The following is a 24,145-nucleotide window of genomic DNA, read 5'->3' as shown; positions in this document are numbered from 1 at the left end:
TAAGGGAATGGAATTTAAGCATTTACATGTATCTGTGGTTACTATGGATTGTTTTAATTTTTGTTTAAAAATACAAGGCCCGGAATTTTACGGAGTTGTTTGAGAACTCAATGGTAGGCGCAGGGATCTTAATCATGTTGGCAAGAAACAATAAAGTTTTTACAGCTTTTGATTTTGTTTTGATTCCACTGAGATCAAAATCCACTGAAAAGTAATACTGCCGATAGGGGCTGAGGTAACCTGCATTTGTATTCTGATAATCTCGTGCATAGACCATACCTTCGGCACCATATCCCACAGCAAAATTCAGCCATTTGGGAAACTTAAGAAACTTATCCATGTCAACAGATAGCCAGAACGTCTGACCGTTGTAATCCTTGAGAATTTCACTGGTTAAATCATTACCCAATAGATCTGAACGCAATTCCGCGTATTTAGTCCTGTGAAAAGAAAATCTCGGATAGATGCGAATCTCATTCCAAAGCCGCGATTGTCCAAAGAAAAAAGCGGAACCTGCAGCATTCGCAATGAGGTCACCAGTCGACGCGCCATATGCATCGGAAAATCCGTCCAGTATTTCTATTGGAAGCATAACACCAAATCCGACCAAAGATCCGATCAAGTCGGATTTCGCAGGAGGCACCCTGCACCACTGCAATGCCCGTGATGTTCCATAGCTGAAATAAAAACTTGAAAAGAAATGTCCGACTTTATCGACTTGCTTCCATTCCGGGTTGTCGTTAAAGAATTGAAAAGATTGACGCTCGGCATCGGAGTACCAAAGGTAGCTTAGTCCTGCGAGTGTTGCGCCATAGGCAACGGTGCCGCCAATGGTAAAGGCCCTAAGTCTTTTTTTATTAATCGTTAGGGTGGAGTCGAAAGCCTGACTGTAACCAAGCAGTGGAAAAAAAATCAATATCAGGAACCGCTTACTCGCCCCCATCTTCTTCTTTTAAAGCCTCAGCATTGACATCGACTTTGGCAGGCTCGTTTTTGTTTTTATTACGTTCTCTTGATGAACGGAATAAATCGCGAAGTTCGTTGAAGGATTGCGTGTGGATAATGCTGGCGCCGGTTGTAATCGCTGTTTGCTGATTGATCGAACTTAATATTGGGTTTACATTGGTACGGCTATACATTTTAACACGAAGTTTTCCATCCGCTGTTAGTTTGTACTCAACCGTCCAATCGCCCGCGACGGTCGTAGGATTAGGCTGTGTTCCGGAGGGGTTCTGGCTGGTATTGTTAAATGTACCATCTCCCGTTACACGCAAACGACCATTCATAAACGTATAGGAGAACCGTAGCTGAAAGGTATTAAACGACTCCTGGTCCATCGATGCTACGTCCACATCAATTTCAAGGTTCTCGTCTACCTGGCTCATCCAGGCACTCAGTTGGTTGGACAGCAGTTCACTCAGACTGCTGACCACAGAGCCTGACGCTTGAATAGATTGGTCGAGTGATGTAAATCTTCTGAGGATGATCAAACTAAAAACCTGGCGCTTTAATTCCTGTTCATCCAGCCGGTTCTTGAAAGCCGTAAATGTTAAATCAAGGTTTACCGGTCCGGATTCTGATGCGATATTTTGTGGAAGATCCCGCGCGACAATTTCGAAATTAATGTTGGGAGCGAGCATTTGACCATCCATCTTCATTAATACCTGCACAGGATACTTGCGTCGTACGGGTGGTGGTGGATTTGCTATAATGTCGGGATTGGTAATGATCGGTAGCAACGATGCAAGTTGATTGTAGGATGCATTGATATCGACGACCGCCTGGTAGGGATCGCCGTACCAGGTTATGCGGCTGCCTTTCTGAATTTCAAATTCCTTATTGATGATGTTGTACAACGTAAAATTATACCAGCCTTCGGTAAATTCCACAGGACCAAACATATTGAATTCGCCTTTGGTATCGATTTGGAGTTTTAAATCTCCCGTTCCGCGCCCGCGGATGATATCACCCGATTTTACATCTAGAATAATTTCACAATATGCATCAGGGGTTACGTCAAGATTAAGATCAAAGGTAATCCCCGTCAGGCTTACTTTCTTGTCAACACTTTTTTCAACCTTTTTAATAAAGGTAGTGTCTGTGAAATTAACAAACGAGATGAAGTCCTTGCGGTCCACGGACGACAATCCGCCGATTGGAATATAGACCCTGGTATTTCGTTCCGTGCGGGCATTGGATGTTATTCTCAGATTGGATAAGGGCCCACTCAACTTCACATCTCCCGTCGCGTACGCTTGTCCATAGAAGAGATCATTGTCTTTGATGGTTGTGTTCAATACCTGGAGGTTTCTAAATGTCGCATCTAACGTTATGGCCATACTGCCAAAGTTTTGATGCGAAATCATGCCATTCAATTTTCCTTTATTCCGGTAAGCATCCGTTAGTTCGATATCTTTGAAATAAATAGACTGTGGCGTCAAACCGATACTTCCCGTGAACCTGTACATTGTTCGCAGATAATTGATCATGATCTGCGCTTCTTTTACATTCCCTTCACCGCTGATATCGGGTGCGACTAAATGTCCGGCAATTTTGAATTCGCCTGAAATGGTTCCCTCTATCTCACTAAAGATGTCGGCAAGAAACGGTTCAGCAATTTTGAGATTGGCATTCTTTAAATTGGCTGTAATATCAAGCGGGCTTTCTTCCCTGCTGGGCATATAGTCACCACTTAAATCCAAAATGCGTTCTTGGGTGCGGTCAATGAAAAGGTTGATGTTAAATTTATTTTGAGCGGTATCCCAACGATTTTTACCGGTTACATCACCGATCAGGAATTCGTTAATGTTAAGATTACGGATAGCAATATCATTTTCTAAAGAGGGGTCACCGTAAAAATTGCTCAATTTCAAGGCGGCGTCCATTGTACCGACGAATTTTTTATTGGTAAGAACATTTAGTAGCGATAAGTCGAGCGCATTGACGTCCAGGGAAATGAGATGGGCCGGGTTTTCGGAAATAATACCCGAGACAGTTATGGATTGTTCGTTGTTGATCAGTGCCAGGTCGTGAAACCGCCAACCGCTATTTTTCATTTTTATAAAATTACCTTCCCGGAACTTCCACTCCCGCTCCAACAACGTCAGGGCTGACGGCGCCATGGTAATTTTTGTGCTGTCGGATAAAAAGTCAACTGTTCCCTTAAGCCGAACGTTATTGGTTTGATTTACCTGGTTGGCGTCCAGACCAAAGTCAATGTGGCTCCGGTTCCAAATACCCTCGGCAAGGAGGTTTTCAGTTTTCAAATGTGGCCCGACCGACTGGTTTTGCGAACGAAATGACAACATTCCCAGTACACTGGCGCTATCTGAAAGTTTAGAAGCCGTGAGTTCAACTTCGCTTTGTAAAAACAACGTATTTTGATATTGCAGAGAATCGAATTCTGTAAAAGCTTGAAAGATTGATGTTGGTCCGCTGGTAAAATTTCCTTCGATTTGAATATTAGGAGACAGTTTAAGGTCAAGTCCCAACAAGGGCATTAACGGCTCGATATCTTTTATAGTAACATTGATCGCCGCCTGATATGATTTTGGTTTATAAGTTTTGTTCTTGTAATAATATTCAGTTTTGCGATCATCATTTTCGAGATTTAAGGAAATTTCTTCCGACAGCATTCCGATATCATTAAACAAGTCAGAGAAATAATAGTCGCCGGTTACTTCGAAGTCGGCCAGCGACGTCTCCAGCAGCAGTCGCCTGTTATTGAGTCTGTGTTGTGAATTTAAACTTACTGTCTCCAGGCTCAGAGATTTATCATTGTAATCAATTCTAAAATTTTTGAGATCCGCCGTTCCGATTAAGGAATCCAACGACAAGCCTTTGATATCTGCGTTCAGCTGTGTCGATATAAAAATGTTATCGCGGGTAAGTTTGAGATTGTGCAAGTATGCGGTATCCAGGGAAGCCTGAACCTGGATGATACTTTTTCCCTCGCGCAAATCGACAAAGCCGTTTCCTCTGAACTGCAGGTTTGGATCATCAATTTCAACAAACCCATTTACCCGTTCCAATGCCAGGCGTGCGTTGGTATTGATGTTCTTGTAGTTATATCCTTTGATACCGATCGAAGTGACTTTACCGTTCAACTGGAAATCGGCGGTGTGTTGGGTAAGCCCAAAACCTTTCACTCTGCCATCCATGCTCACATGTTGAAAAGTAACGGTGTCCTTTAAATATCTGCCTAAGTCAAAATTGGTGAGAGAAAGGCGTCCGCTATATTCTGAACGATCAAAATTCTTTTCATTTACTTTAAAATTTATATCCGAATCTATCTGGCCGAGTTTTCCGGTAAACTTTCCGTTAGCTACAAAGTCAGTAGTGTATCCTAAAAACTGTCCATCCATCGACAGCATGCCCATCGGTCGTAACCGTGTCATGGTATTTTCATTGAACAAGAACGAAAGGTCATTTGGATCCACCGTAGAGTTTTTCAAATTGATATTCATGAACGTCTCCGTGATGTTGGGTAGCCCATCCATAGCCAATGATCCTAAAAGGTGTGTTTTACCGATGTCTACAGTCATCTCGGTGAACTTGAAATTGTTTACGCCACCATTAAAAATTCCATCGACGCGAAATGGTTGTTCAATGGCATCAACCCCGTCGATAAAAAAAGACAGATCTTTAGGATAAATCAATGTCCGTTTCAGGTTTGCATGAATATTTACCTTGTTTACAAAATCATTCAGATCCGGCAGGCGATCGTAAGTGAAGATAACGGTGTCGGAAACCGTGCTTTCACCAGCCTCTACGTTGAGGCCGACAAACTCCATGGACTTCTGGCATACACGGAAAAAAGTTGAAATCTGTTTAACCTTGAATTGAGATTTTAAATCTTGAGCGATCAGTGTGCTGACGTTGAATTCAGTGGTATCGCCAAGAATAACAAAACTGCTTAACTGTCCTTCATCAACAGAAAGAGAGAAGTGATTATAATCAAAACCAGAAGACACGGAATCGCGATCCTGATTGACGTATGTAAACTGACTGCGGTTGACAAATGCTTCACCAATGTTGATCCGTGGTGGGTTTCCTTTGCTTCCCTTGCCTGAGGAGTAACCGTGGTTGATGTTGTAGATGAAGACGTTCATGTTCAGATCCCTGGAGGTATCTGACTCATCGATCTTGGTTACAAATACATGGGCACTATCGAGGAATACACCGTCAATATTCACGTTTTTATTTTCCCACAGTTGGGAGAGTTTGAAGTTGACCAGGATCTCTCTGGCCCGGATCATTTGGTTATTGGCCGGGTCATAAACCGATACATTCTGGAGTTCGAGGCGGTCGAACCATAACATCTGAAAACTTTCTACAGTGGTTCGAAAACCGGTGACTTGCGTAAAATCTTTCAGGAATTTGCCGATGAGATAGTTTTGGACCGGTGGGATTTGCAGGAACAGAAACGCAGATATCAATAGGAAAAGGACAGCTGTAATGGTGTATGCCAGTACTTTCTGTATCCTATTTTTAATAACTTGCAAGTTCATTTGTCAACACATGGGTCCCATTATACTTGCCATTGAGTCTTCGTGCGATGAGACGTCTGCTTCTGTTATTACAAACGGCAAGGTACTTAATAATATTATCGCCACCCAGGCCATACACCGAAAATACGGGGGTGTTGTCCCTGAGTTGGCCTCCAGGGCGCATCAACAAAATATCGTCGCTACCGTGCACGAAGCCATTGAAAGTTCTGGCATCTCAAAAACAGATTTGAATGCGGTTGCGTTCACCCGAGGTCCAGGACTGATGGGCGCCCTGTTGGTGGGAGTCTCGTTTGCAAAAGGCCTGGCTTTGGGATTGAAGATACCGCTCATTGAAGTGAACCATATGCAGGCGCACGTGCTTTCCAACTTCATTGAAGATCCTAAGCCTGATTTTCCATTTTTATGTTTGACAGTCAGTGGTGGCCACACTCAAATCGTACTGGTGAGGGACTATTTAGATATGGAAGTCATCGGCCAAACGCAAGATGATGCAGTAGGTGAGGCTTTTGACAAGGCTGCAAAGATTATGGGACTTCCATACCCCGGGGGACCGTTAATAGATAAATATGCCCAGGAAGGGAACCCACAAGCTTTTAAGTTTCCCGAAACAGTCATGCCAGGGTTCGATTTTTCCTTTAGTGGTATCAAGACCGCTTTCCTGTATTTTCTGCGTGATGAAAAAGCGAAAAACCCCACCTTTGTAGAGGATAACCTTCGGGATATCTGTGCAAGTCTTCAGCACCATTTGGTGAATATGTTACTCCATCGCCTCGCTGAAGCCAGCGCTAAAACGGGAATAAAAAACATTGCTATTGCCGGCGGTGTTTCTGCAAATTCAGGGCTGCGAAAGAATTTAAAAATGATGGGAGAAAAACGCGGATGGAAAATTTTTATACCTGCATTTGAATACTGCACCGACAACGCTGCTATGATCGCCATTGCAGCACATCATAAGTTTCTCAAAGGGGATTTCTGCTCCTTGGATGTGGTCCCGTTGGCACGGATGCCCATATAAAAATGTCTGGATTTTAAACGCCTTAACAAAAGAACTGAGAATAGAAAATGACAAAAGGTTTGACGGATGACTTGATTAATAAGATATTTAAAACTTAAACCTGCCAACAAAACCTAAACGTCAGAACTCTCAACATGTCAACACTTTAATGAAACCACGATTTTCAAATGACATTAACATAAAAAACCGGCAGGCTGGGTTTGAGTATGAATTGCTGGATAAATATGTAGCTGGAATGGTGCTGACAGGTACGGAAATAAAGTCTATCAGAGAAGGAAAGGCCAACCTGCAGGATGGATATTGTTACTTAAACAACTGTGAATTGTTTGTAAAGGGAATAAATATTACACCCTATGCCCAGGGCACGCATTATAATCACGAAGCGACACGCGAAAGAAAATTACTTTTGAAACGATCGGAGATCAAAAAGCTGGAAGGCAAGGTGGAAGAGAAAGGTCTGACGCTGGTGCCACTTAGATTATTTATTAATGACAGAGGTTTAGCAAAATTGGAAATAGCCGTTGCGAGGGGAAAGAAGGTTTTTGACAAAAGAAATACAATTAAAGACCGAGACGCGAAACGAGAACTTAGTCGTTTAAAATTGAAATAATTATTAATTTTCTCCCCTACATGGAAATTTTGGAATATGGTGTTTGCCGCCTCAGCGTTGTACCCGTACGTGCGGAAACATCAGATAAAGCCGAGCAAGTAACACAGCTTCTTTTTGGTGATCACTACGAAGTAACCGACCAGGCAACCGATCGTAAATGGCTCCGCATAAGAAGTAATTTTGACAACTACGAAGGTTGGATAGATGAAAAACAACATCACGGCATTTCCAGGGAGTACTTCGAATACTTAAATCAGGCAGAGTTTAAAATCACCACCGATGTTACTTCCAGCATCTTATACAACAAGAGCCGCCAGATAATTTTGATGGGAAGTATGATACCCATTTCCAGTTCGGAACTTTTTAAAATGGAAGAACAGTTTGCATTCATTGGTGAAGCAAAAAACCTGGGTCAGAAAAGAGAGTTTGAATTCTTGAGGAACACGGTGATAAAATATCTGAACTCTCCCTACATGTGGGGCGGTAAAAGCACTTTCGGTGTTGACTGTTCAGGACTTACCCAAATGGTCTTCAAGATTTGCGGATATCGACTGCTACGTGATTCAACGCAACAAGCGACGCAAGGAAAACCGGTCAATTCCTTACATGACGCCAAGCCGGGTGATTTAGCATTTTTCAAAAATAAGGAAGGAAAAATTCACCATGTTGGAATATTGCTGGAGCAGGACAAAGTCATACATGCTTCCGGACGTGTAAGAGTTGATAACCTGAATGAACAAGGAATCCTTAACCAGGAAACTAAAAGTTACACGCATCAGTTCTCACATCTCCGAAGGGTTCTAACGGAGTAGTTCGAAGAAAACATAACGGAGGTCAAAAGGATGTAAAAGTTGGCGAGTACTTGTCCAATTTCCAAACCTGCTACCTTCAATCTGAAACCTTTTTGTAGTTAGCAAGATTGGTTATATCTTACCATTATGAACAGCAGGGTTTTGGTTCTTAATCAAGATAATAGTCCACTGATGGTCTGCTCAGTGGAACGTGCCTTCATTCTTGTGTTCCTAAAGAAAAGTGAATTGGTAAGGTCTGCTAATGGTCACAAATTGCATTCTGTGACCCAAAGCTTTCCGATGCCATCTGTCATCCGACTGAATCGATATGTTAACGCCCCTTACAAGGGCGTTAATCTTACCAGGCAAAATATTTTTAAGCGTGATAATTTTGAATGCCAGTATTGCGGTACGCGTCGGGAACTCACCATCGACCACGTAGTGCCTAGGGCAAAGGGCGGTAAGGATACCTGGATCAACCTGGTTGCCGCTTGTAAAAAATGCAATGCAAAAAAAGGTGACTACACACCAGAGGAAGCAAATATGCCGCTTCGAAAAAAACCATATAAGCCATCGTATGCCATTTTTTTAAAAGACCATTTAAATGGTCAGGCAGGCGAGTGGGATAGTTTCTTAAGTAGCCATTCATACTAATCCTTATCTTTCATTCATGTTTAATCTCGATAGGAAAATTGCGGCAATTACAGGAGGTGGTAGCGGCATAGGAAAAGCTATTGCTGAAGTTTTTGCTGATCAGGGTGCGGAAATTCACATCCTTGAATTAAATGCCACCACAGGCGAGGAAACCGTCAATAAGATCACGTCAAAGGGTGGAAAAGCAAAATCATATTCGTGCAATGTAGCGGACCAGGCACAGGTAAAAAATGTGCTGGCTGCCATCGTGCAGCATGCGGGCCGATTAGATATTTTAGTAAACTGCGCGGGAATTTCACATATTGGCCGCCTGGAAAACACCAGCGAGCAGGATTTTGACCGGATCTTCACGGTGAATGTAAAAGGTGTTTACAACGCCATGGCTGGTGTAGTTGATCAAATGAAAAAACAAGGTGGAGGTGTCATTTTGAATTTAGCATCCATCGCTGGGAGCATGGGCATTGCCGATCGTTTTGCATATTCCATGAGCAAGGGCGCTATACTTTCAATGACTTACTCTGTAGCACAGGATTACATGAAGGATAATATCCGATGCAATTGTATCTCGCCGGCCCGGATCCATACCGCGTTTGTAGATGGATTTCTGAGCAAAAACTATCCAGGCAGGGAGAAAGAGATGTTCGAGAAATTATCTAACGCACAACCTATTGGACGAATGGGTAAACCTGACGAGGTAGCCGCTTTGGCGTTGTACCTGTGTTCAGACGAAGCGTCCTTTGTTACCGGAACGGATTATCCCATTGATGGGGGTTATATAAAGCTAAGGTAAACGCCTCGGCCGTGTCAACAAAAGTAAACTATGAAACTACTACGATTTGGTGAGCCTGACAAAGAAAAACCAGGTGTCTTAATGAATGATGAAATTTTGGATGTCTCTACCTTTGGTGAAGACTTTGGTGAAAAGTTTTTGGAAACCGATGGGTTGCAAAGGTTAAACAAGTGGCTTGCGACAAATGCCAACACGCTTCCAAAAGTAAAACCCGGCGTACGCTTAGGCGCCCCGTTCACGAGGCCATCTAAGATCATTTGTGTGGGACTGAACTATACGAAGCATGCCTTGGAATCAAATATGCCTTTGCCAAAAGAACCGATTTTATTTTTTAAGGCTACCACAGCGTTGTGTGGACCGAATGACGATTTGATGATACCCAAAAATAGCGTCAAGACCGACTGGGAAGTGGAGCTTGCCGTTGTGATTGGGAAGAAAGCTTCTTACGTGGAAGAAAAAGATGCGATGAATTATGTCGCTGGATTTTGTCTGCATAATGATTACAGTGAGCGTGAGTTTCAGTTAGAACGAAATGGTCAGTGGGTAAAGGGCAAAAGTTGTGATACATTCGCTCCCATGGGGCCATACCTTGTTACAAAAGATGAACTGACAAACTATAATAGTCTTCACATGTGGCTTAAAGTCAATGGCAAAATGATGCAAGACAACAACACCGATGACATGATATTCGAAGTGCCAACGCTGGTTAGTTACATCAGCCAGTTCATGACGTTGCTGCCGGGGGATGTTATTTCAACGGGAACTCCGGCAGGTGTAGGCCTTGGTTTCAAACCACCCATTTATTTAAAAGCCGGAGATATTGTAGAGTTGGGAATTGAGGGACTTGGTCAACAAAAGCAAGTGGCCAAACGGTAATCAATAATTTCAATACTTTAGCATTTCCAAATTTTAATATCATGCCTATCCCTACCACAGAAGCGGTACGTTCATCTGAAAGTATCGATACCAACAAATCGTATTTAGTACCTTTTATTTTGGTAACGAGTTTATTCTTCTTGTGGGGGATGGCAAACATTTTGAACTCCGCGTTAATCTCCCATTTCCAACCTGTATTTACCATCAGCAGGGCACAAGCAATGTTTGTGGAAACGGCATTCTATTTTGGATATTTCACCATTGCCATACCGGCAGGACTTTTCATGGAAAAGTATAGTTATAAAAAAGGAATTCTTTTGGGACTGGTCTTATACGCTATCGGTGCGTTGTTGTTTATCCCTGCGGCTAAACTCCTGACTTTCGGTTTCTTTCTTGTCGCTTTGTATATCATTGCCAGCGGACTGGCTTTTTTAGAGACGGCCGCTAACCCATACGTTACTATTTTAGGTAAGCCGGAGACTTCTGTACTGCGGTTGAATTTCTCTCAATCGTTTAATGGCCTCGCATTGGTCGTTGGTCCTTATATCGCCGGACATTTTATTTTTTCAGGCAACGAAGGAGCGATGACGACAATAGCGGAAAAGCAACAGGCAGCGGATGCCGTAATTCTTCCTTATGCCATGATTGCAGGCGTAGTGTTACTCGTGGCATTTTTCTTTTATTTAACGCGCATGCCTGAACCGGCAAAGAGTGCAGCTTTAAAATTTGACAAAGCTATTTTCAAAAACAGGCACCTGACCTTTGCCGTTATTGCGCAGTTATTTTATGTAGGTGCTCAAGCTGGAATTTGGGGCATTACCATAGATTATGTAACCGATATATTGCCTGGTACTTCCAAGGAAGTAGCATCACAGAAATTTTTAGTCATCGGTACCTCATTGTTTGTCGCCGGTAGAATTTTGGGTACGATGCTTATGACGGTAGTAAAAGACCACAAGATTCTAACCACTTACGCAGCCGCTGCGGCACTGCTTTGTCTGGCGGGTGTTTTCGCAGATGGATTGACGGCCGTGTATTCGGTTTTAGCCATTAATTTTTTTATGTCAATTATGTTCCCGACAATCTTTGCCCTAGGCGTGAAAGGTTTGGGTGAGTTCACTAAACTGGGATCATCTTTTATTATTATGGCGATTGTTGGAGGCGCTATTTTGCCACCGGTGATGGGGTACATGGCGCAAGCGATAGGAATACAACAGTCTTTTATTCTTCCCTGCATCTGCTTTTTAGCCGTGTTCTTTTACGGATGGAAGGGGTATAATGCAGATCCTGTAAAGCATTAGCTAAGACCCAACGTAGTTATTGACACGAACAGAGTCTACTTAACTCAAGATGAATGGCAGTTCAAGATGTTAAATCAATTTCCCTTTAAGACAATCACTTAGCATTTGAAAGTACCGCATTTCAGATTACCTCCCTATATTCAGGGATAAATGACCCTCACCTTAAAATTTCTGCTGGTAATATTTTTTACCGCGATTTTGCATGTCCATGCATTTTCGCAGGAACAATCGTCTGCGCGTCAACTATATAACTCTGGAAATGCGGTTATAGAAAAAGATCCCGATCGGGCTTTTCGATTGTTCGCACAAGCGATGAACCTTTCCCGGCAAAAGAGCGAATGGGAAATTTATCTGGCTGCTATAAATAAATTGACATCTCTTAATCTGGACGATCAGGCGGAAAAAAAAGACCAAGTTTTAGCGTGGTTAGAGGAGGCGGTTAATCTTACGACTACTTTGAAGAATTCGGATCAACTCGCTACACTCCATTACAACATTGCAGAGTTATACAATCTGGCGTATGAGATCGACCTTCCCATCAAACATTATGAAAAAGCAAAGGCAATTTGGATTGCCTTACATGGCGACTTAAATAAAAATGTGGCTGACTGCTTCCATGGGCTGGGTGATGTATACAAGTACAATAAGTTTGATTTCCATGAAGCTGAAAAATGCTATGAAAAAGCATTACAGATCCGCGAACAAATACACCTTGAAGATGTGAAAGTGGTTTATAAAAATTATTACAGCCTTGCAGCTACCAATAGATCACAAAGAGATTTTGAAAAAGCGATTTCTTATGGGAGTAAAACATTGGAGATGGCGAGTAAATTGACGCCGACAGATGTCGAAAAAAGCAATGGCATGGTCGCCAATATTTATCGTGATATGGGTAACACGGAAGAAGCTAAGGTTTTTTATTTAAAGGCACTTGAATTAAATGAACGCACGAAAGATCTGTCTAACCGCGCATGGTACTACTTATCCCTCGGAGAAACTTATAGAATTGATTCTTTGAACAATGAAGCACTTATCTATTTTAAAAAGGCCTACGAATTATATAAAAGACCTGAAGTAAGAGATCAGGATTTATTCGTGAATCTTCTTATTGATTTGATTGATGCGTATTCGATTGTCGGCGATCATAAAAATTTTTATAAAACGATCGCAGAACTTTTTAGAGAATTGAAGTCGCTCGACAGATTGCATAGTAGAGAAGCCGCTCAGACTTGGTTTGTTTTAGGTGGTCACCATACGAGGAATGCTAAATATGATTCTGCATTATTTTATTATCAGAAAGCGTTGATTGCCTCTTCTACGGGATTCCATTCCATGAACGTCTTGGATAATCCCACAGAGGAGCAGATTGGCTATCAATACTATGTGAGTGAAATTCTTGCAATGAAGGCTGCCTCCATGACTTCGAAATTTTCAGTCTCAAGAGACGTTGGCTTTTTTAACAATTCCTTGTTTTGTCTTAGACTAGCCGAAAAGTTAATATCCAAACAACGAAACACACTGGATATGGATGCGTCCAAATGGCAATTCCTTGATCAAAATTACGATCTCTACGAAAATATAATTTCAAGCCTTTGCCAGGGATTAAAAAATCTTCCCGCGGATAGTATTCATGAACTAGCTTTCCGGTATTTTGAACAAAGTAAATCCAGATCCCTAGCCGATGCGTTAGCTGAAGCGGAGCAGATAAAACAAATCAGTAATGAGGATAGCCTTTTTAGATTACATGCTGACTTAAAGCGGCAATTGTTTATGGCTCAAGATGCTATTAACAAAGAACTTGACAACCGGAAAAATTCAGGTAAAATAAGCACTATCCGGGCCGACATAGTAAATCTTGATCAAAGCATTCAAGCGTGTAAGCTTGCGATAGAGCAAAAATATCCCGGTTATTTTAATGTAAAGTATGGTTATCAAACAATACCAGTTCATGAAATCCAACAAGTTCTGAGAAATGACAATAAGGTGGTATTGGAATATTTCTGGGGAAATAAAGCGGTCTATGGTCTTGGCATTTCTGGCGATAAAATTCAATTCAGAAGAATCGGCTCATCAGACAGTATTAGGACCGCGATCAATAAATTGATGTTGCACTTAGCCGATAAACATGCAACGATGGACTCAGACATGTTTTTGTCTTTCATAAATAACTCTTATCAATTGTACCACACCTTAGTGCAGCCTTTTTACCAAATGATAGGTGGTGGTAACCGACTGCAAATTATTCCTGATGGTTTAATCGGTCAAATTCCTTTTGAAGTTTTGATCGAAGAGCAACCTATTAATAATCAAGTCAATTATCAATCTTTAAAGTATTTGATAAAATCATTCACGATCGGATATGCGTACGCTTCATCCATGCTAGTTCGTAAAGATGTTAGGTCAGTGACTACGCCGTCTTTGTTAGCTATTGGGTTCACAGGAGGTGAATCTTTCCGTGCTGGTGGTTCAGATCTGGAGATGCTTGCGGGCGCGCAGGAAGAATTAAAATCATTAGAGAAGCGATTTGCTGATGGAAGATTTTTGACAGACAATGACGCAACCGAATCTAATTTCAAAACGTTGGCGCCAGCCTTTGACATTCTTCATTTGGCAATTCATGGAGTGGGAGATGTAAAACGCGACTTTGCAGCGAGCCTTTATTTTGGAAAAAGTGATAACAAGGATGACGGGGAACTTCACGCATATGAATTATATGGGCTGAGGCTAAAAGCATTAATGGCTGTGTTAAGTTCCTGCGAATCCGGGGTAGGAAAGGATTACAGGGGAGAAGGTATGATTAGTATGGCAAGTGCATTTATTTATTCAGGATGCGAAAACATTTTGATGAGTTTATGGAAAGTAAATGATCAGGCTTCTACAGCGTTAATGGATAATTTTTACAAACATCTTTTAGAAGGTAATTCGATTGACGATGCATTGCGCGAAGCTAAGCTTGATTACCTGAAAACTGCGGACGAGCTAACTGCGGACCCCAAGGCATGGTCGCCTCTGGTCGCGTATGGTAATTTAGAACCAGTATTTAAGAAAGATAGGAGCAGGACGTTTATTTACATTGGAGTTGGAATCGCTCTCCTTGTTTTCCTGCTTCTATCGCGAAAGGCCTATCAACGATTTATCCGATAGAAACAACTATTATGGTCGTTTGTCGCCGTTGTAACTGCGCGCATAACTCACAGTAGACTCACCCGGGCTATTGTGTCGGTGGATGATCTTATCAATCTTTCCAAACTCCGGTTTAAAGTTCTGGTCATATCCTTCACTGAAAAAAGCACGCTTGCTTTTTTGATCAATTTGGAGCACTTCATTGTACTTACGGGTGCGGTCATTTACTTCCTTAAGCACTTCTTGAAGAAAGCTTACGATCTCGGACAATCGTTCGTAGCTTGAAAACGTCTCTTCAATGTGAATCAACCGTGATTCAGGATTTAAATCAAGAGAGAGTTCGACCGGTCCTCGCTTTTTCTTGCTTGCTTTGACTTTTAAAACAAAATTAATAACATCGTTTTTTTCAGGTTTTGTAGAGGGGGTTTTCGCATTTGCCATGGGAGATGTAAAATATTAAGTTTAGAAATTGGGCTAATCTACTTGTTCAAGTAACTCTTTCGCTTTCGATGCATACGAAACTTCTGTCTCCCCCAATTCTTTCAATATTTTTCGTGCATTTTCCGTATCACCACTTTTAAGGTAACAAAGACTCAAATACCATTTAGCCTGGATATCAAGTTCATCAAATTCCTCGATTAAAGTAACAAAATTTTCCTTTGCTTCCTTGGTCTTGCCGAGCATTAAGTTTGAATTGCCCAACAAAAGCAGCACACCTGACTCTCTGTTTTCATTTAGCATTTTTGTAAATAACGCGGCAGCTTTTTGATAGTCTTTTTGCTCGTAGGCCTGGAATGCTTCTGCTCTGTTGGTGGCTTCATTGCTACCCCTTGTCGTCGGTTCGACGAAATTTGGATACGTGGTGAAATATTCCGCAAACAATTCATCTGAACTTTTCTGAGTTGGCAGCAAAAATGTCACTGAAAGAAGAATGGTAACAACGGCTGCAGCAGCATAATAATACCAACGTTGTATTTTGGGTGATGCAGGATGTGCCTGGTTTCCCTGAATCTTATCTTCAATGGCCTTTAAATATTGCAGGTTGTCCAATAATCCTTGGTTGCGAATTGCTCCAATGAGTATTTTTTCACGTTGAACCAAAGCCTTGAACGTAGCATCGGTTGCTACGCGCGAATGGAAATGTTCCAATTCAGTGACACTTAATTCCGAATCAAAATATCTTTCCATTAAGGTAATATCGTGTTCAGTAGGTTTCATGGTTTACAACGTTTGAGTTTCTTTCAATTTCCTGGTCAACAAGTTTTCGCAAGCGGGCCATGCACTTACATTTTTGATTTTTAGCAGTCTCCGAATTTTTGTATTGCATTGCTTCCGTTATCTCCTGCATGTTTTTGTTTTCATAATAAAACAGCTCAATCAACCGTTTGCAAGGCTGGCCTAACTTTTCAAGAGCACGTTTTGCCAATGCAAAAATTCCATCATCAAGAGGTTGATCAGGTTCATCGATGAGGTACTCCTTAAGCCACTTTTCCTGGTTGATCGGTGTAAATTTCTTTTCTTTACGCATATTATCTTTCGCAAGATTTTTTCCGATTCCAAAAAGATAAGTTTTTACACTACTTACCAGATACTCCAGCTTCCCCTGTCGAATGTTATCGTAAAAGATTAGTATCGCTAACTGATACATGTCCTTACCATCATCCATCGAGCAATCATACTCTTTAGTTATCCATTGCAGAAATTCTGAACGGTACTCTTCATAGATCATTCCAAGCTCAGTTTGTCCGCCTGACCGAATTCTTTGTATGATTTCACTTTGTATGGCTTCACCACCTATCATGATAACGACCTTAATGTAAATGGGCAGGATTTGTAACCCAATGATTTTCTATTTTTTGCAAGCCACTGCAATAGACGGTTAAAGTTAGTTTTTTTTATAGAAAACGGGGAATTATCAGAAAAATAGAAAGAGCGAATTGATTGTTTTTTTAAATCTGAAGATTTGCATGCCGCGGTTTAAGGTATTCGTAAAATTCTTCTTTGATTTTGTCGTCATAAAAAAAAATAAAAAAAATTCTAGACGATGGGTTACATCCTGCCATCTTATCCATAAAGAACGTCAAAATTATTAGCGAGATAAAATAACCTCTATCCCATGAACACCTTCACATTTAAAGAAAAAGAAGTGCTAGCCCTTGTATCTTCCGGGCTAACGACAAAAGAAATTGCGTCCAGGCTGAACATCAGTCACCACACCGTGGAAACTCATCGTAAAAATCTTCTCCGCAAATGCGAAGCGAAAAATTCTGTTGAATTAGTTCAAAAAGCGTTGATGCAGCAATTGATCACCGTTTAAATTTCAAGTATCTCTTCGTTGTAGGTTAATATACGTCTATAGTTTGGTTGGGTAGACAGGCTCGAGCTGTAAGTCGAGTCTGTCTTTTTTATTTTAAATATCACCAGCTAAAATATACCAATCGGTATATTTTGTTTACCTTTGTGCGTGACTAAATCAGACAGGACCCGTCAGCACATTATTGAGCGCACTGCGCCTTTATTTAATCGAAAAGGCTTCGACGGCACCTCTCTTGTTGATCTTACGGAGGCAACGGGCCTTACAAAGGGAGCCCTGTACGGCAACTTTGTTAGTAAAGATGAAATTGCGCTGGAAGCCTTTCGGTATTCTATTGAGAGGGTTAGAGAAATGGTGCGCGGGAAACTGCTAGGAGTGTCATCGTACAAAAATCAGCTTCTCGCACTTCTTGATTTTTATTCGACTTATGTTCTTGCGCCACCCATACCGGGCGGATGTCCGTTGCTCAATACCGCCATTGAGGCTGATGATCACCGTACATCTATGCGCCGGGTAGTCACTAAAGAGCTTTTGAATACCGTTAACTTTATCCGCGATTTGATTCAAGATGGTATAGAAAAAAAAGAGTTTCGTGCCGATATTCAGCCCGCAGAAATAGCGTACACCATATTTTGTTCAATCGAAGGTGCATTGATGTTTTCGCGCGTCGAACGCTCAAGAGAGCCCATGGATATTATTATTAAACATTGTAAAAAGATTATAGACCAAATCAGTAAGTAAATTTTATGCAACAACGCAAAGTAGTCGTAACAGGATTAGGTACCGTTTCGCCATTAGGAAATTCGATTCCTGAATTTTGGAATAATCTCATTGCAGGTAAAAGCGGTGCCGCGCCGATCACCAAGTTCGATACCACTAAGTTTAAAACGAAGTTCGCTTGCGAAGTAAAAAACTATAATCCGTTAAATTATTTCGAAAAAGCCGAGATACGAAAAATGGACCCTTTTACCCAGTATGCGCTTGTCTCTACTGAAGAAGCTTTGAAAGATGCCGGACTGGAATTGGATCAAATCGACAAAACACGAGTAGGGGTCATTTGGGGATCAGGAAACGGCGGATTCTATACCTTTCAACAAGAAATCATGGATTACGCGCGAGGTGATGGAACGCCGCGCATCAATCCTTACTTTATTCCCAAAGTTATCGTAGACATCGCTTCCGGATGGATTGCCATGAAGCACGGTTTCATGGGATTGAACTTTACAACGGTGTCTGCATGCGCTACCTCAACAACAGCGATCATCGACGCTATGAATTATATTCGCTGGAACAAGGCAGATATCATTGTTGCCGGTGGATCTGAAGCGGCCGTTAATGAAGCAGGCGTAGGTGGTTTCGGGGCATTAAAAGCTTTATCGACCAGGAATGACAGTCCACAAACGGCGTCTCGTCCATTTGATGTCGACCGCGATGGGTTTGTCATGGGGGAGGGCGCAGGTTCCCTGATACTCGAAGAATACGAGCATGCAAAAAGGAGGGGTGCGAAAATATATGCTGAAGTAGCGGGTGGAGGAATGTCAGCAGATGCATACCATTTGACCGCCACACATCCGGAAGGGCTCGGTGCTATGTTGGGAATGAAGTGGGCGTTGGAAGACGCCAATTTAAAGCCAGAGGATGTGGATTATCTAAATCCTCACGCCACATCAACTCCTGTTGGCGACGAAAGCGAGATGAAAGCTGTCTCCAAATTCTTTGGGGAACATAAAAGGAAACTATTGATCAGTGCAACGAAGTCTGCCACCGGTCACTTGTTAGGAGGAGCCGGTGCTATTGAAGCAATCATCAGTATCAAATCCATTAGTGAAGAAATAATTCCGCCAACCATTAATACACAGCATATTGATCCTGGCCTGCCAGAAGGATTGAACATTGTTTTAGGAGAAAGTAGAAAGCATAGCGTCAACGTTGCATTGAGCAATACTTTTGGTTTTGGAGGCCACAATGCTTCAGCCGTCTTTGTCAAGGTTTGATGGCGAAGCAGCTATTCAGCCATCGTTCGCTATTCCGATAGCGGAAAGCTGAATTAAAAAAGAATGTTGAATGGAGTTAACCAGAATTTCTCTTTCTTCTAGGCATTATTTTCCCTTAAACTATTCATCACTTTATTAGCAAAAACAAAGTCATCCAGTTCCTTTACACCTGAATGCGTGATGTCTTTGTTGTTACCAACCCAAACATTTTGTCCTTTGTAGATAAACATGATTTTTTCCCCGATACCCATCACGGAATTCATGTCGTGAGTAACAACAATGGTGGTGATATCCAAGTCCTCAGAAATGTCCTGAATAAGTTCATCGATCAATATAGAAGTTTGCGGATCAAGACCTGAATTTGGCTCGTCGCAAAACAAGTAGTTGGGTTTATTAACGATTGCTCTCGCAATGCCTACACGTTTTTTCATACCGCCACTAATTTCCGAGGGCATCTTTTTATTGGCGTTTTCAAGTCCAACGCGTTTCAAACAGAAGTTTACACGCTCCATTTTTTCCGACCTTGACATTCTGGTGAGAACATCCAAAGGAAATCGTACATTTTCTTCTACTGTTTTTGAATCGAAAAGTGCACCGCCTTGAAAAAGCATTCCCATCTCACGCCTCACTTCAGTTTTTGTATCCCGATCGCTTTCATAAAAATCCCTGCCGTCGTAAAAAACCTGTCCATGGTCAGGCTTTATCAAACCTACAATACATTTAAGTAAAACACTTTTTCCAGTACCGCTGGCACCGATGATAAGATTTGGTTTCCCTTTTTCGAAGACACCACTGACCTCGCTTAATACCAGCTTGTCGCCGAATGATTTTGTTATGTTCCGAATTTCTATCATTTCGCAAGAAGAAGTTGGGCCAATAAATAGTCTGCGATCAACACAGCAATCACACTGGTGGTTACCGCCTGCGTTGTGGAAACACCGACTTCAAGTGCACCACCTTGTGTATAGTACCCCCTGTAGGAGGAAATGGACGCCACCAAAAATGCAAACACAACGGATTTGATGAGCGCAAAGATCACAGTAAACTCATTATAGCTGGAACGGAGGCCATACACGTAGTCGTTTGGTGTAATGATACCGGTGAGGGTTCCCGCAAGATAGCCACCCAACATACCACATACCCCTGCGATGATCACCAGCAACGGATACATCAATATGGAGGCAACAATCTTAGGCAACACCAAATATGAAATTGAATTAATACCCATCACTTCCAGTGCATCAATTTGTTCGGTTATTCTCATGGTACCCAACCCACCGGCCATGCTGGAACCAACTTTACCTGCGTAGATCACGGCGATGATTGTCGGGGCCAGTTCAAGGACGATCATTTCACGAACAACCTGAGAGATCACATAATTGGGAATGAAATCACTCACCATGTTATAGGCTGTCTGAACCGTTGTTACTGCGCCCATAAAAGTAGAAACAAGGGCAACTAAAAAAAGCGAACCCAATCCAATGCTCAGGCATTCATCTAAAATTAGTTTGTAATAGGTTTTGAATGTTTCGCGGTTGATGAACAGATTACCGAGAAATATGAAATACTTACCAATCTCCTTGATCATAGATGCATTAAACGAGTGCAATGATTACCTTGCGAAAGATACCCAAAAATTTTACAAATAAAGTTCATGAACAAACTCATTGTCGTAACAGGGGGGACTAAGGGTATTGGACGTGCTATCATAGAAAAATTTTCGTCTGATAATTTCGATGTCATAACCTGCTCACGTTCTCAACGCGATCTTGAATTATTAAAAACTGACATACAGAAATCAAATCCGTCGATAAACGTGTTTGGACAACAAGCTGACCTTTCCGAAAAACATCAGGTTAAAACGTTTTGTGATTTTGTAAACAAACTTAACCGCCCGGTGGATGTTCTTGTCAACAACGCTGGATATTTTTTACCGGGAGAAATTATATCTGAACCCGAAGGGACATTGGAAAGCATGATCAATGCGAACATGTACAGCGCCTACTACACTACCCGAGGATTGGTACCTTCGATGAAGGAAAAAAAATCGGGACATATCTTCAATATGTGTTCAATTGCAAGCATTGAAGCATACCCCAATGGTGGTTCCTATGCTATTTCGAAATTCGCGTTGCTTGGTTTCTCCAAGTGCCTTCGCGAAGAGCTCAAAGCATTTGGAATACGCGTTACAGCCGTTCTTCCAGGTGCCACCAAGACAGCCAGTTGGGAAGGCGTGGATATTCCCGACGAACGTTTCATGAAACCTGAAGATGTTGCGGACACCATTTACGCTGCCTATGTGTTATCACCTCGAAGCGTCGTTGAAGAAATTATTATCAGGCCGCAGCTTGGCGATATTTAACTATGGTCTGCGATAAAGGCTTAAATTGATGACACGCAGGTCAACTATGAATAGCGCTGATTGGCCGTTAATCCTTTAAAATCTAATTCTTAGCACTTAAAACGATCCAGAAAACTGTCGACTGGTGGTCCGCGGACTGTGGACTTTTTCACGTAATTTTGTAGCCAAATTGGAAACAGTGAACTCTCAAATCGCCTCGGTTAAGCAATATTGCAATAGTCTGGTAAGTTATAGCCGCCGGAAAACGGTAGAAGTAAAAATCGGTGATGTTGCCATGGGCGGAGATAATCCTATCCGCATCCAGTCCATGACCACCATTGATACAATGGATACTATCGGATCAGTTGAACAATCTATCAGAATGATCGAAGCTGGATGTGAATATGTAAGGATAACAGCGCCCAGCATAAAAGAAGCACAAAACCTTGAGGTTATAAAAAAAGAGATGAGAAAACGGGGGTACTATGCTCCGTTGATAGCTGACATCCACTTCACGCCAAATGCAGCGGAGCTAGCCGCGAGGTTGGTGGAAAAAGTCCGGATCAATCCAGGCAATTACGCAGACAAAAAAAGATTTGAAACCATTGACTACACGGAGGCGTCTTATCAGGCAGAATTGGATCGCATCCGTGAAAAATTTCTTCCGTTAATAAAAATTTGCAAAGAATACGGTACGGCCATGCGTGTTGGTACCAACCATGGATCACTTTCCGACCGAATCATGAGCCGTTATGGTGATAACCCAGTGGGTATGGTTGAATCGGCATTAGAGTTTTTGAGGATATGTGAAGACGAAGGTTATTATAACATTGTGTTGTCGATGAAGTCGAGCAATCCGCAAGTTATGGTTCAGGCATACCGACTGTTGGTGCAAAAGCTAGATGAAGAGGGATTGAAACCCTACCCACTGCATCTTGGCGTGACGGAAGCAGGCGATGGTGAGGATGGTAGGATAAAATCTTCCGTTGGCATCGGAACTTTGCTGGAGGATGGATTGGGTGATACCATCCGGGTATCCCTGACTGAAGAACCGGAAGCGGAAATTCCAGTGGCACAAGAACTCGTGAAACGGTATGAAAACAGAATACCACACGATCCCATTCCCGCGATCGAGCATTACCCGATAAACCCATTTGAATACAATCGACGGAAGACAAGACAGGTATTGAATATCGGGGGTGAGCATCACATACCACGTGTTATCGCAGACTTTTCAGCAAAGGAAAAAATTACACCTGCATCGCTTTTTGCTTTGGGATATCAGTATTCAATTCCGTTGGACAAATGGAATATTTCTGATCTTGCTTGTGATTATATTTTTTTAGGAGATAGAAATCTTGACTTTGAGATACCAGGTACCCTTAGCCTGATTTATAATCACAGCACGTGGCTGCAAAAGCGAAACCAGGAGCGAGCATATCCTTTTATTCACGCTGACAAATATTTGAAAGGCATTGAACAATCTAATGTTTTAAATTTTGTTTACGCATTGCTGGTGAATGTAACTGACAATCTGATTCAAAAACTGAAAGAGGATAAGACAGCTGTTTTGTTTATCAGCACCAACAATCGTCATGGTATGGCGGAACAACGAAGACTTTTTGTAGAGCTGATGAATAATGGGTGCGATGTACCTGTAATTATTGGAAGGACCTATAAAGATATCAGCCAGGAGCAGCTCCAGCTTTATGCAGCTACTGACATGGGGGGATTACTGGTGGACGGACTTGGTGACGGCGTTTTTATTGCAGCAGAAAATTGTGGTGCTGACAAAATGGTTAACGAAACAGCGTTTAATATTTTGCAGGCGACCCGGACGCGGATATCTAAGACAGAATATATTTCGTGTCCGTCGTGCGGAAGAACCCTTTTTGACTTGCAGGAAACCACTGGAAAAATTCGTTCGAGAACGAGTCACCTAAAAGGAATTAAAATCGGAATTATGGGTTGTATTGTCAACGGCCCGGGTGAAATGGCTGATGCCGACTATGGCTATGTTGGTTCAGGCCCCGGACGCATCACTTTATACAAAGGCAAAGAAGTGGTGCGCAAAAACGTTCCGACTGCAAAAGCAGTGGATGAGTTGATCAATCTGATTCGAGAGCATGGAGATTGGATAGAACCTCCATCAAATGAATCTAAAAATAATGTGGTGTAAAGCGAAGTTGAGTTATGGAAGAGAACAAGAAAACATCAAATGACCAAAATGAAAGTGCTGAACAAAAGCCTGGTGTAAAACAGTTTTTTCAGTTGGGCGAGGTGGGAGGATATTTCTTTCGAAAAAAAGACCCTTCTCGCTTTTCGGATGTCAATATCAGAATGATGCACGGCATCAATAAAATTTCTATTATTGTTTTCATTTTAGGCATTCTTTACATCATCCTTCGTAGATTCTTTTAAGCGTGGATATTGAATCCTGTAGAACCTATTGCCTTTCCCACAAAGGCGTTACAGAAGAATTTCCTTTTGGAAAAGAAGTGCTCGTTTACAAAGTAATGGGCAAAATGTTCGCTTTGACGGATATTGAGCGTTTTGAGAGCATTAATTTAAAGGTCGACCCCGAAATTGGCGTAGAATTGCGTGAAAAGTACCCGGCGGTGCAACCTGGATATCATATGAATAAAAAGCATTGGATTACAGTGATAATGGATGGCTCTATTCCTGACAAGCTTTTACGGCAGTGGATTGACCATTCGTATGATTTAGTAGCCGCTGGACTCACTAAAACGGCAAAAAGAACGTTAGAATCCATGTAATTTGACATTCAGGTGGTTACAAAATCGCCGTTTTTGAATTAATTCTTAT

Annotated in this window: 22 protein-coding genes; 15 read left to right on the top strand and 7 right to left on the bottom strand. The window is 41.9% G+C overall.

From position 1 onward, the window contains the following. Positions 1–64: 64 nt before the first annotated feature. Together P2W71_RS26215 and P2W71_RS26210 are read right to left on the bottom strand one after the other, a co-directional pair. The gene (locus P2W71_RS26215) at positions 65–943 is read right to left on the bottom strand and encodes a DUF2279 domain-containing protein (protein WP_276374396.1); all 879 of its coding nucleotides are present in this window, start codon (positions 941–943) and stop codon (positions 65–67) included. After that, entirely contained in the window at positions 930–5,510 is a 4,581-nt protein-coding gene (locus P2W71_RS26210) for a translocation/assembly module TamB domain-containing protein (RefSeq protein ID WP_276374395.1), read from the bottom strand. Before P2W71_RS26210 ends, P2W71_RS26215 begins: the two co-directional genes overlap by 14 nt. A 10-nt stretch (positions 5,511–5,520) precedes the next feature. On the opposite strand from P2W71_RS26210, the gene tsaD reads away from it, so the two are divergent. From tsaD to P2W71_RS26170, 8 genes are all read left to right on the top strand, one after another. Next, complete coding sequence (gene tsaD / locus P2W71_RS26205) at positions 5,521–6,525, top strand: tRNA (adenosine(37)-N6)-threonylcarbamoyltransferase complex transferase subunit TsaD (RefSeq protein WP_276374394.1); 1,005 nt, start codon at positions 5,521–5,523, stop codon at positions 6,523–6,525. A gap of 148 nt (positions 6,526–6,673) precedes the next feature. Beyond that, positions 6,674–7,135, top strand: a complete 462-nt coding sequence (gene smpB, locus P2W71_RS26200) for an SsrA-binding protein SmpB (RefSeq protein WP_276374393.1) — start codon at positions 6,674–6,676, stop codon at positions 7,133–7,135. A gap of 20 nt (positions 7,136–7,155) precedes the next feature. Then, a complete protein-coding gene (locus P2W71_RS26195; RefSeq protein ID WP_276374392.1) occupies positions 7,156–7,947 on the top strand; it encodes a C40 family peptidase in 792 nt (263 codons plus the stop codon). A 126-nt stretch (positions 7,948–8,073) separates the two neighbouring features. After that, positions 8,074–8,580, top strand: coding sequence for an HNH endonuclease (locus tag P2W71_RS26190; RefSeq protein WP_276374391.1), 507 nt, complete (start codon positions 8,074–8,076; stop codon positions 8,578–8,580). A gap of 16 nt (positions 8,581–8,596) precedes the next feature. Continuing rightward, on the top strand, positions 8,597–9,370 hold the full coding sequence (locus P2W71_RS26185) for a glucose 1-dehydrogenase (RefSeq protein ID WP_276374390.1): 774 nt from the start codon (positions 8,597–8,599) through the stop codon (positions 9,368–9,370). 30 nt (positions 9,371–9,400) lie between these two features. Continuing rightward, the gene (locus P2W71_RS26180; protein WP_276374389.1) at positions 9,401–10,246 is read left to right on the top strand and encodes a fumarylacetoacetate hydrolase family protein; all 846 of its coding nucleotides are present in this window, start codon (positions 9,401–9,403) and stop codon (positions 10,244–10,246) included. Positions 10,247–10,287: 41 nt separating this feature from the next. After that, entirely contained in the window at positions 10,288–11,547 is a 1,260-nt protein-coding gene (gene fucP / locus P2W71_RS26175) for an L-fucose:H+ symporter permease (RefSeq protein ID WP_276374388.1), read from the top strand. Between the two features lie 150 nt (positions 11,548–11,697). After that, positions 11,698–14,691 (top strand): CHAT domain-containing tetratricopeptide repeat protein, encoded by a 2,994-nt coding sequence (locus P2W71_RS26170; protein WP_276374387.1) that lies wholly within the window; start codon positions 11,698–11,700, stop codon positions 14,689–14,691. 9 nt (positions 14,692–14,700) lie between these two features. Here the strand turns inward: P2W71_RS26170 and P2W71_RS26165 are convergent, their stop codons facing one another. From P2W71_RS26165 to P2W71_RS26155, 3 genes are read right to left on the bottom strand one after another with little or no spacing between them, the layout of a single operon-like run. Further along, positions 14,701–15,111 (bottom strand): hypothetical protein, encoded by a 411-nt coding sequence (locus tag P2W71_RS26165; protein ID WP_276374385.1) that lies wholly within the window; start codon positions 15,109–15,111, stop codon positions 14,701–14,703. Between the two features lie 33 nt (positions 15,112–15,144). Beyond that, positions 15,145–15,888: a tetratricopeptide repeat protein gene (locus P2W71_RS26160; protein ID WP_276374384.1), complete on the bottom strand. Its 744-nt coding sequence runs from the start codon at positions 15,886–15,888 to the stop codon at positions 15,145–15,147. Continuing rightward, positions 15,875–16,471, bottom strand: coding sequence for a sigma-70 family RNA polymerase sigma factor (locus P2W71_RS26155; RefSeq protein WP_276374383.1), 597 nt, complete (start codon positions 16,469–16,471; stop codon positions 15,875–15,877). Before P2W71_RS26155 ends, P2W71_RS26160 begins: the two co-directional genes overlap by 14 nt. Before the next feature lie 315 nt (positions 16,472–16,786). Between P2W71_RS26155 and P2W71_RS26150 the strand changes: the two genes are divergently transcribed. The 3 genes from P2W71_RS26150 (at position 16,787) to fabF (ending at position 18,978) form a co-directional block, all read left to right on the top strand. Further along, positions 16,787–16,987 carry a helix-turn-helix transcriptional regulator gene (locus P2W71_RS26150; protein ID WP_276374382.1) on the top strand — a complete coding sequence of 67 codons (201 nt, stop codon included), beginning with the start codon at positions 16,787–16,789 and terminating at the stop codon, positions 16,985–16,987. A 147-nt stretch (positions 16,988–17,134) separates the two neighbouring features. Next, positions 17,135–17,725 (top strand): TetR/AcrR family transcriptional regulator, encoded by a 591-nt coding sequence (locus P2W71_RS26145; RefSeq protein WP_276374381.1) that lies wholly within the window; start codon positions 17,135–17,137, stop codon positions 17,723–17,725. 5 nt (positions 17,726–17,730) lie between these two features. Further along, complete coding sequence (gene fabF, locus P2W71_RS26140; protein ID WP_276374380.1) at positions 17,731–18,978, top strand: beta-ketoacyl-ACP synthase II; 1,248 nt, start codon at positions 17,731–17,733, stop codon at positions 18,976–18,978. Positions 18,979–19,076: 98 nt separating this feature from the next. On the opposite strand, the gene P2W71_RS26135 is transcribed toward fabF, so the two are convergent. Continuing rightward, complete coding sequence (locus P2W71_RS26135; RefSeq protein WP_276374379.1) at positions 19,077–19,832, bottom strand: ATP-binding cassette domain-containing protein; 756 nt, start codon at positions 19,830–19,832, stop codon at positions 19,077–19,079. Beyond that, a complete protein-coding gene (locus P2W71_RS26130; protein ID WP_276374657.1) occupies positions 19,829–20,563 on the bottom strand; it encodes an ABC transporter permease in 735 nt (244 codons plus the stop codon). The genes P2W71_RS26135 and P2W71_RS26130 overlap by 4 nt, the downstream gene beginning before the upstream one ends. Before the next feature lie 69 nt (positions 20,564–20,632). Between P2W71_RS26130 and P2W71_RS26125 the strand changes: the two genes are divergently transcribed. From P2W71_RS26125 to P2W71_RS26110, 4 genes are all read left to right on the top strand, one after another. Then, on the top strand, positions 20,633–21,340 hold the full coding sequence (locus tag P2W71_RS26125) for an SDR family oxidoreductase (protein WP_276374378.1): 708 nt from the start codon (positions 20,633–20,635) through the stop codon (positions 21,338–21,340). Positions 21,341–21,518: 178 nt separating this feature from the next. Then, positions 21,519–23,498: a (E)-4-hydroxy-3-methylbut-2-enyl-diphosphate synthase gene (gene ispG / locus P2W71_RS26120; RefSeq protein WP_276374377.1), complete on the top strand. Its 1,980-nt coding sequence runs from the start codon at positions 21,519–21,521 to the stop codon at positions 23,496–23,498. A gap of 14 nt (positions 23,499–23,512) precedes the next feature. After that, positions 23,513–23,740, top strand: a complete 228-nt coding sequence (locus tag P2W71_RS26115; protein ID WP_276374376.1) for a DUF6728 family protein — start codon at positions 23,513–23,515, stop codon at positions 23,738–23,740. Between the two features lie 2 nt (positions 23,741–23,742). Then, positions 23,743–24,096: an MmcQ/YjbR family DNA-binding protein gene (locus P2W71_RS26110; RefSeq protein WP_276374375.1), complete on the top strand. Its 354-nt coding sequence runs from the start codon at positions 23,743–23,745 to the stop codon at positions 24,094–24,096. Positions 24,097–24,145 lie beyond the last annotated feature (49 nt).

This window comes from Chryseolinea sp. H1M3-3, assembly GCF_029360725.1.
GTDB lineage: Bacteria > Bacteroidota > Bacteroidia > Cytophagales > Cyclobacteriaceae > Chryseolinea.
Note: the sequence above shows the minus strand (reverse complement) of the source record. Positions and strands in the feature narration are given on the sequence as shown.

What these genes read in the sequence shown, in the direction of transcription:
- P2W71_RS26165 (WP_276374385.1), bottom strand. Translation starts at nt 15,111, where the DNA reads ATGGCAAATGCGAAAACCCCCTCTACAAAACCTGAAAAAAACGATGTT.
- P2W71_RS26115 (WP_276374376.1), top strand. Translation starts at nt 23,513, where the DNA reads ATGGAAGAGAACAAGAAAACATCAAATGACCAAAATGAAAGTGCTGAA.
- P2W71_RS26135 (WP_276374379.1), bottom strand. Translation starts at nt 19,832, where the DNA reads ATGATAGAAATTCGGAACATAACAAAATCATTCGGCGACAAGCTGGTA.
- fabF (WP_276374380.1), top strand. Translation starts at nt 17,731, where the DNA reads ATGCAACAACGCAAAGTAGTCGTAACAGGATTAGGTACCGTTTCGCCA.
- P2W71_RS26195 (WP_276374392.1), top strand. Translation starts at nt 7,156, where the DNA reads ATGGAAATTTTGGAATATGGTGTTTGCCGCCTCAGCGTTGTACCCGTA.
- P2W71_RS26125 (WP_276374378.1), top strand. Translation starts at nt 20,633, where the DNA reads ATGAACAAACTCATTGTCGTAACAGGGGGGACTAAGGGTATTGGACGT.
- P2W71_RS26190 (WP_276374391.1), top strand. Translation starts at nt 8,074, where the DNA reads ATGAACAGCAGGGTTTTGGTTCTTAATCAAGATAATAGTCCACTGATG.
- fucP (WP_276374388.1), top strand. Translation starts at nt 10,288, where the DNA reads ATGCCTATCCCTACCACAGAAGCGGTACGTTCATCTGAAAGTATCGAT.
- P2W71_RS26155 (WP_276374383.1), bottom strand. Translation starts at nt 16,471, where the DNA reads ATGATAGGTGGTGAAGCCATACAAAGTGAAATCATACAAAGAATTCGG.
- P2W71_RS26180 (WP_276374389.1), top strand. Translation starts at nt 9,401, where the DNA reads ATGAAACTACTACGATTTGGTGAGCCTGACAAAGAAAAACCAGGTGTC.
- smpB (WP_276374393.1), top strand. Translation starts at nt 6,674, where the DNA reads ATGAAACCACGATTTTCAAATGACATTAACATAAAAAACCGGCAGGCT.
- tsaD (WP_276374394.1), top strand. Translation starts at nt 5,521, where the DNA reads ATGGGTCCCATTATACTTGCCATTGAGTCTTCGTGCGATGAGACGTCT.
- P2W71_RS26210 (WP_276374395.1), bottom strand. Translation starts at nt 5,510, where the DNA reads ATGAACTTGCAAGTTATTAAAAATAGGATACAGAAAGTACTGGCATAC.
- P2W71_RS26215 (WP_276374396.1), bottom strand. Translation starts at nt 943, where the DNA reads ATGGGGGCGAGTAAGCGGTTCCTGATATTGATTTTTTTTCCACTGCTT.
- P2W71_RS26185 (WP_276374390.1), top strand. Translation starts at nt 8,597, where the DNA reads ATGTTTAATCTCGATAGGAAAATTGCGGCAATTACAGGAGGTGGTAGC.
- P2W71_RS26150 (WP_276374382.1), top strand. Translation starts at nt 16,787, where the DNA reads ATGAACACCTTCACATTTAAAGAAAAAGAAGTGCTAGCCCTTGTATCT.
- P2W71_RS26170 (WP_276374387.1), top strand. Translation starts at nt 11,698, where the DNA reads ATGACCCTCACCTTAAAATTTCTGCTGGTAATATTTTTTACCGCGATT.
- P2W71_RS26160 (WP_276374384.1), bottom strand. Translation starts at nt 15,888, where the DNA reads ATGAAACCTACTGAACACGATATTACCTTAATGGAAAGATATTTTGAT.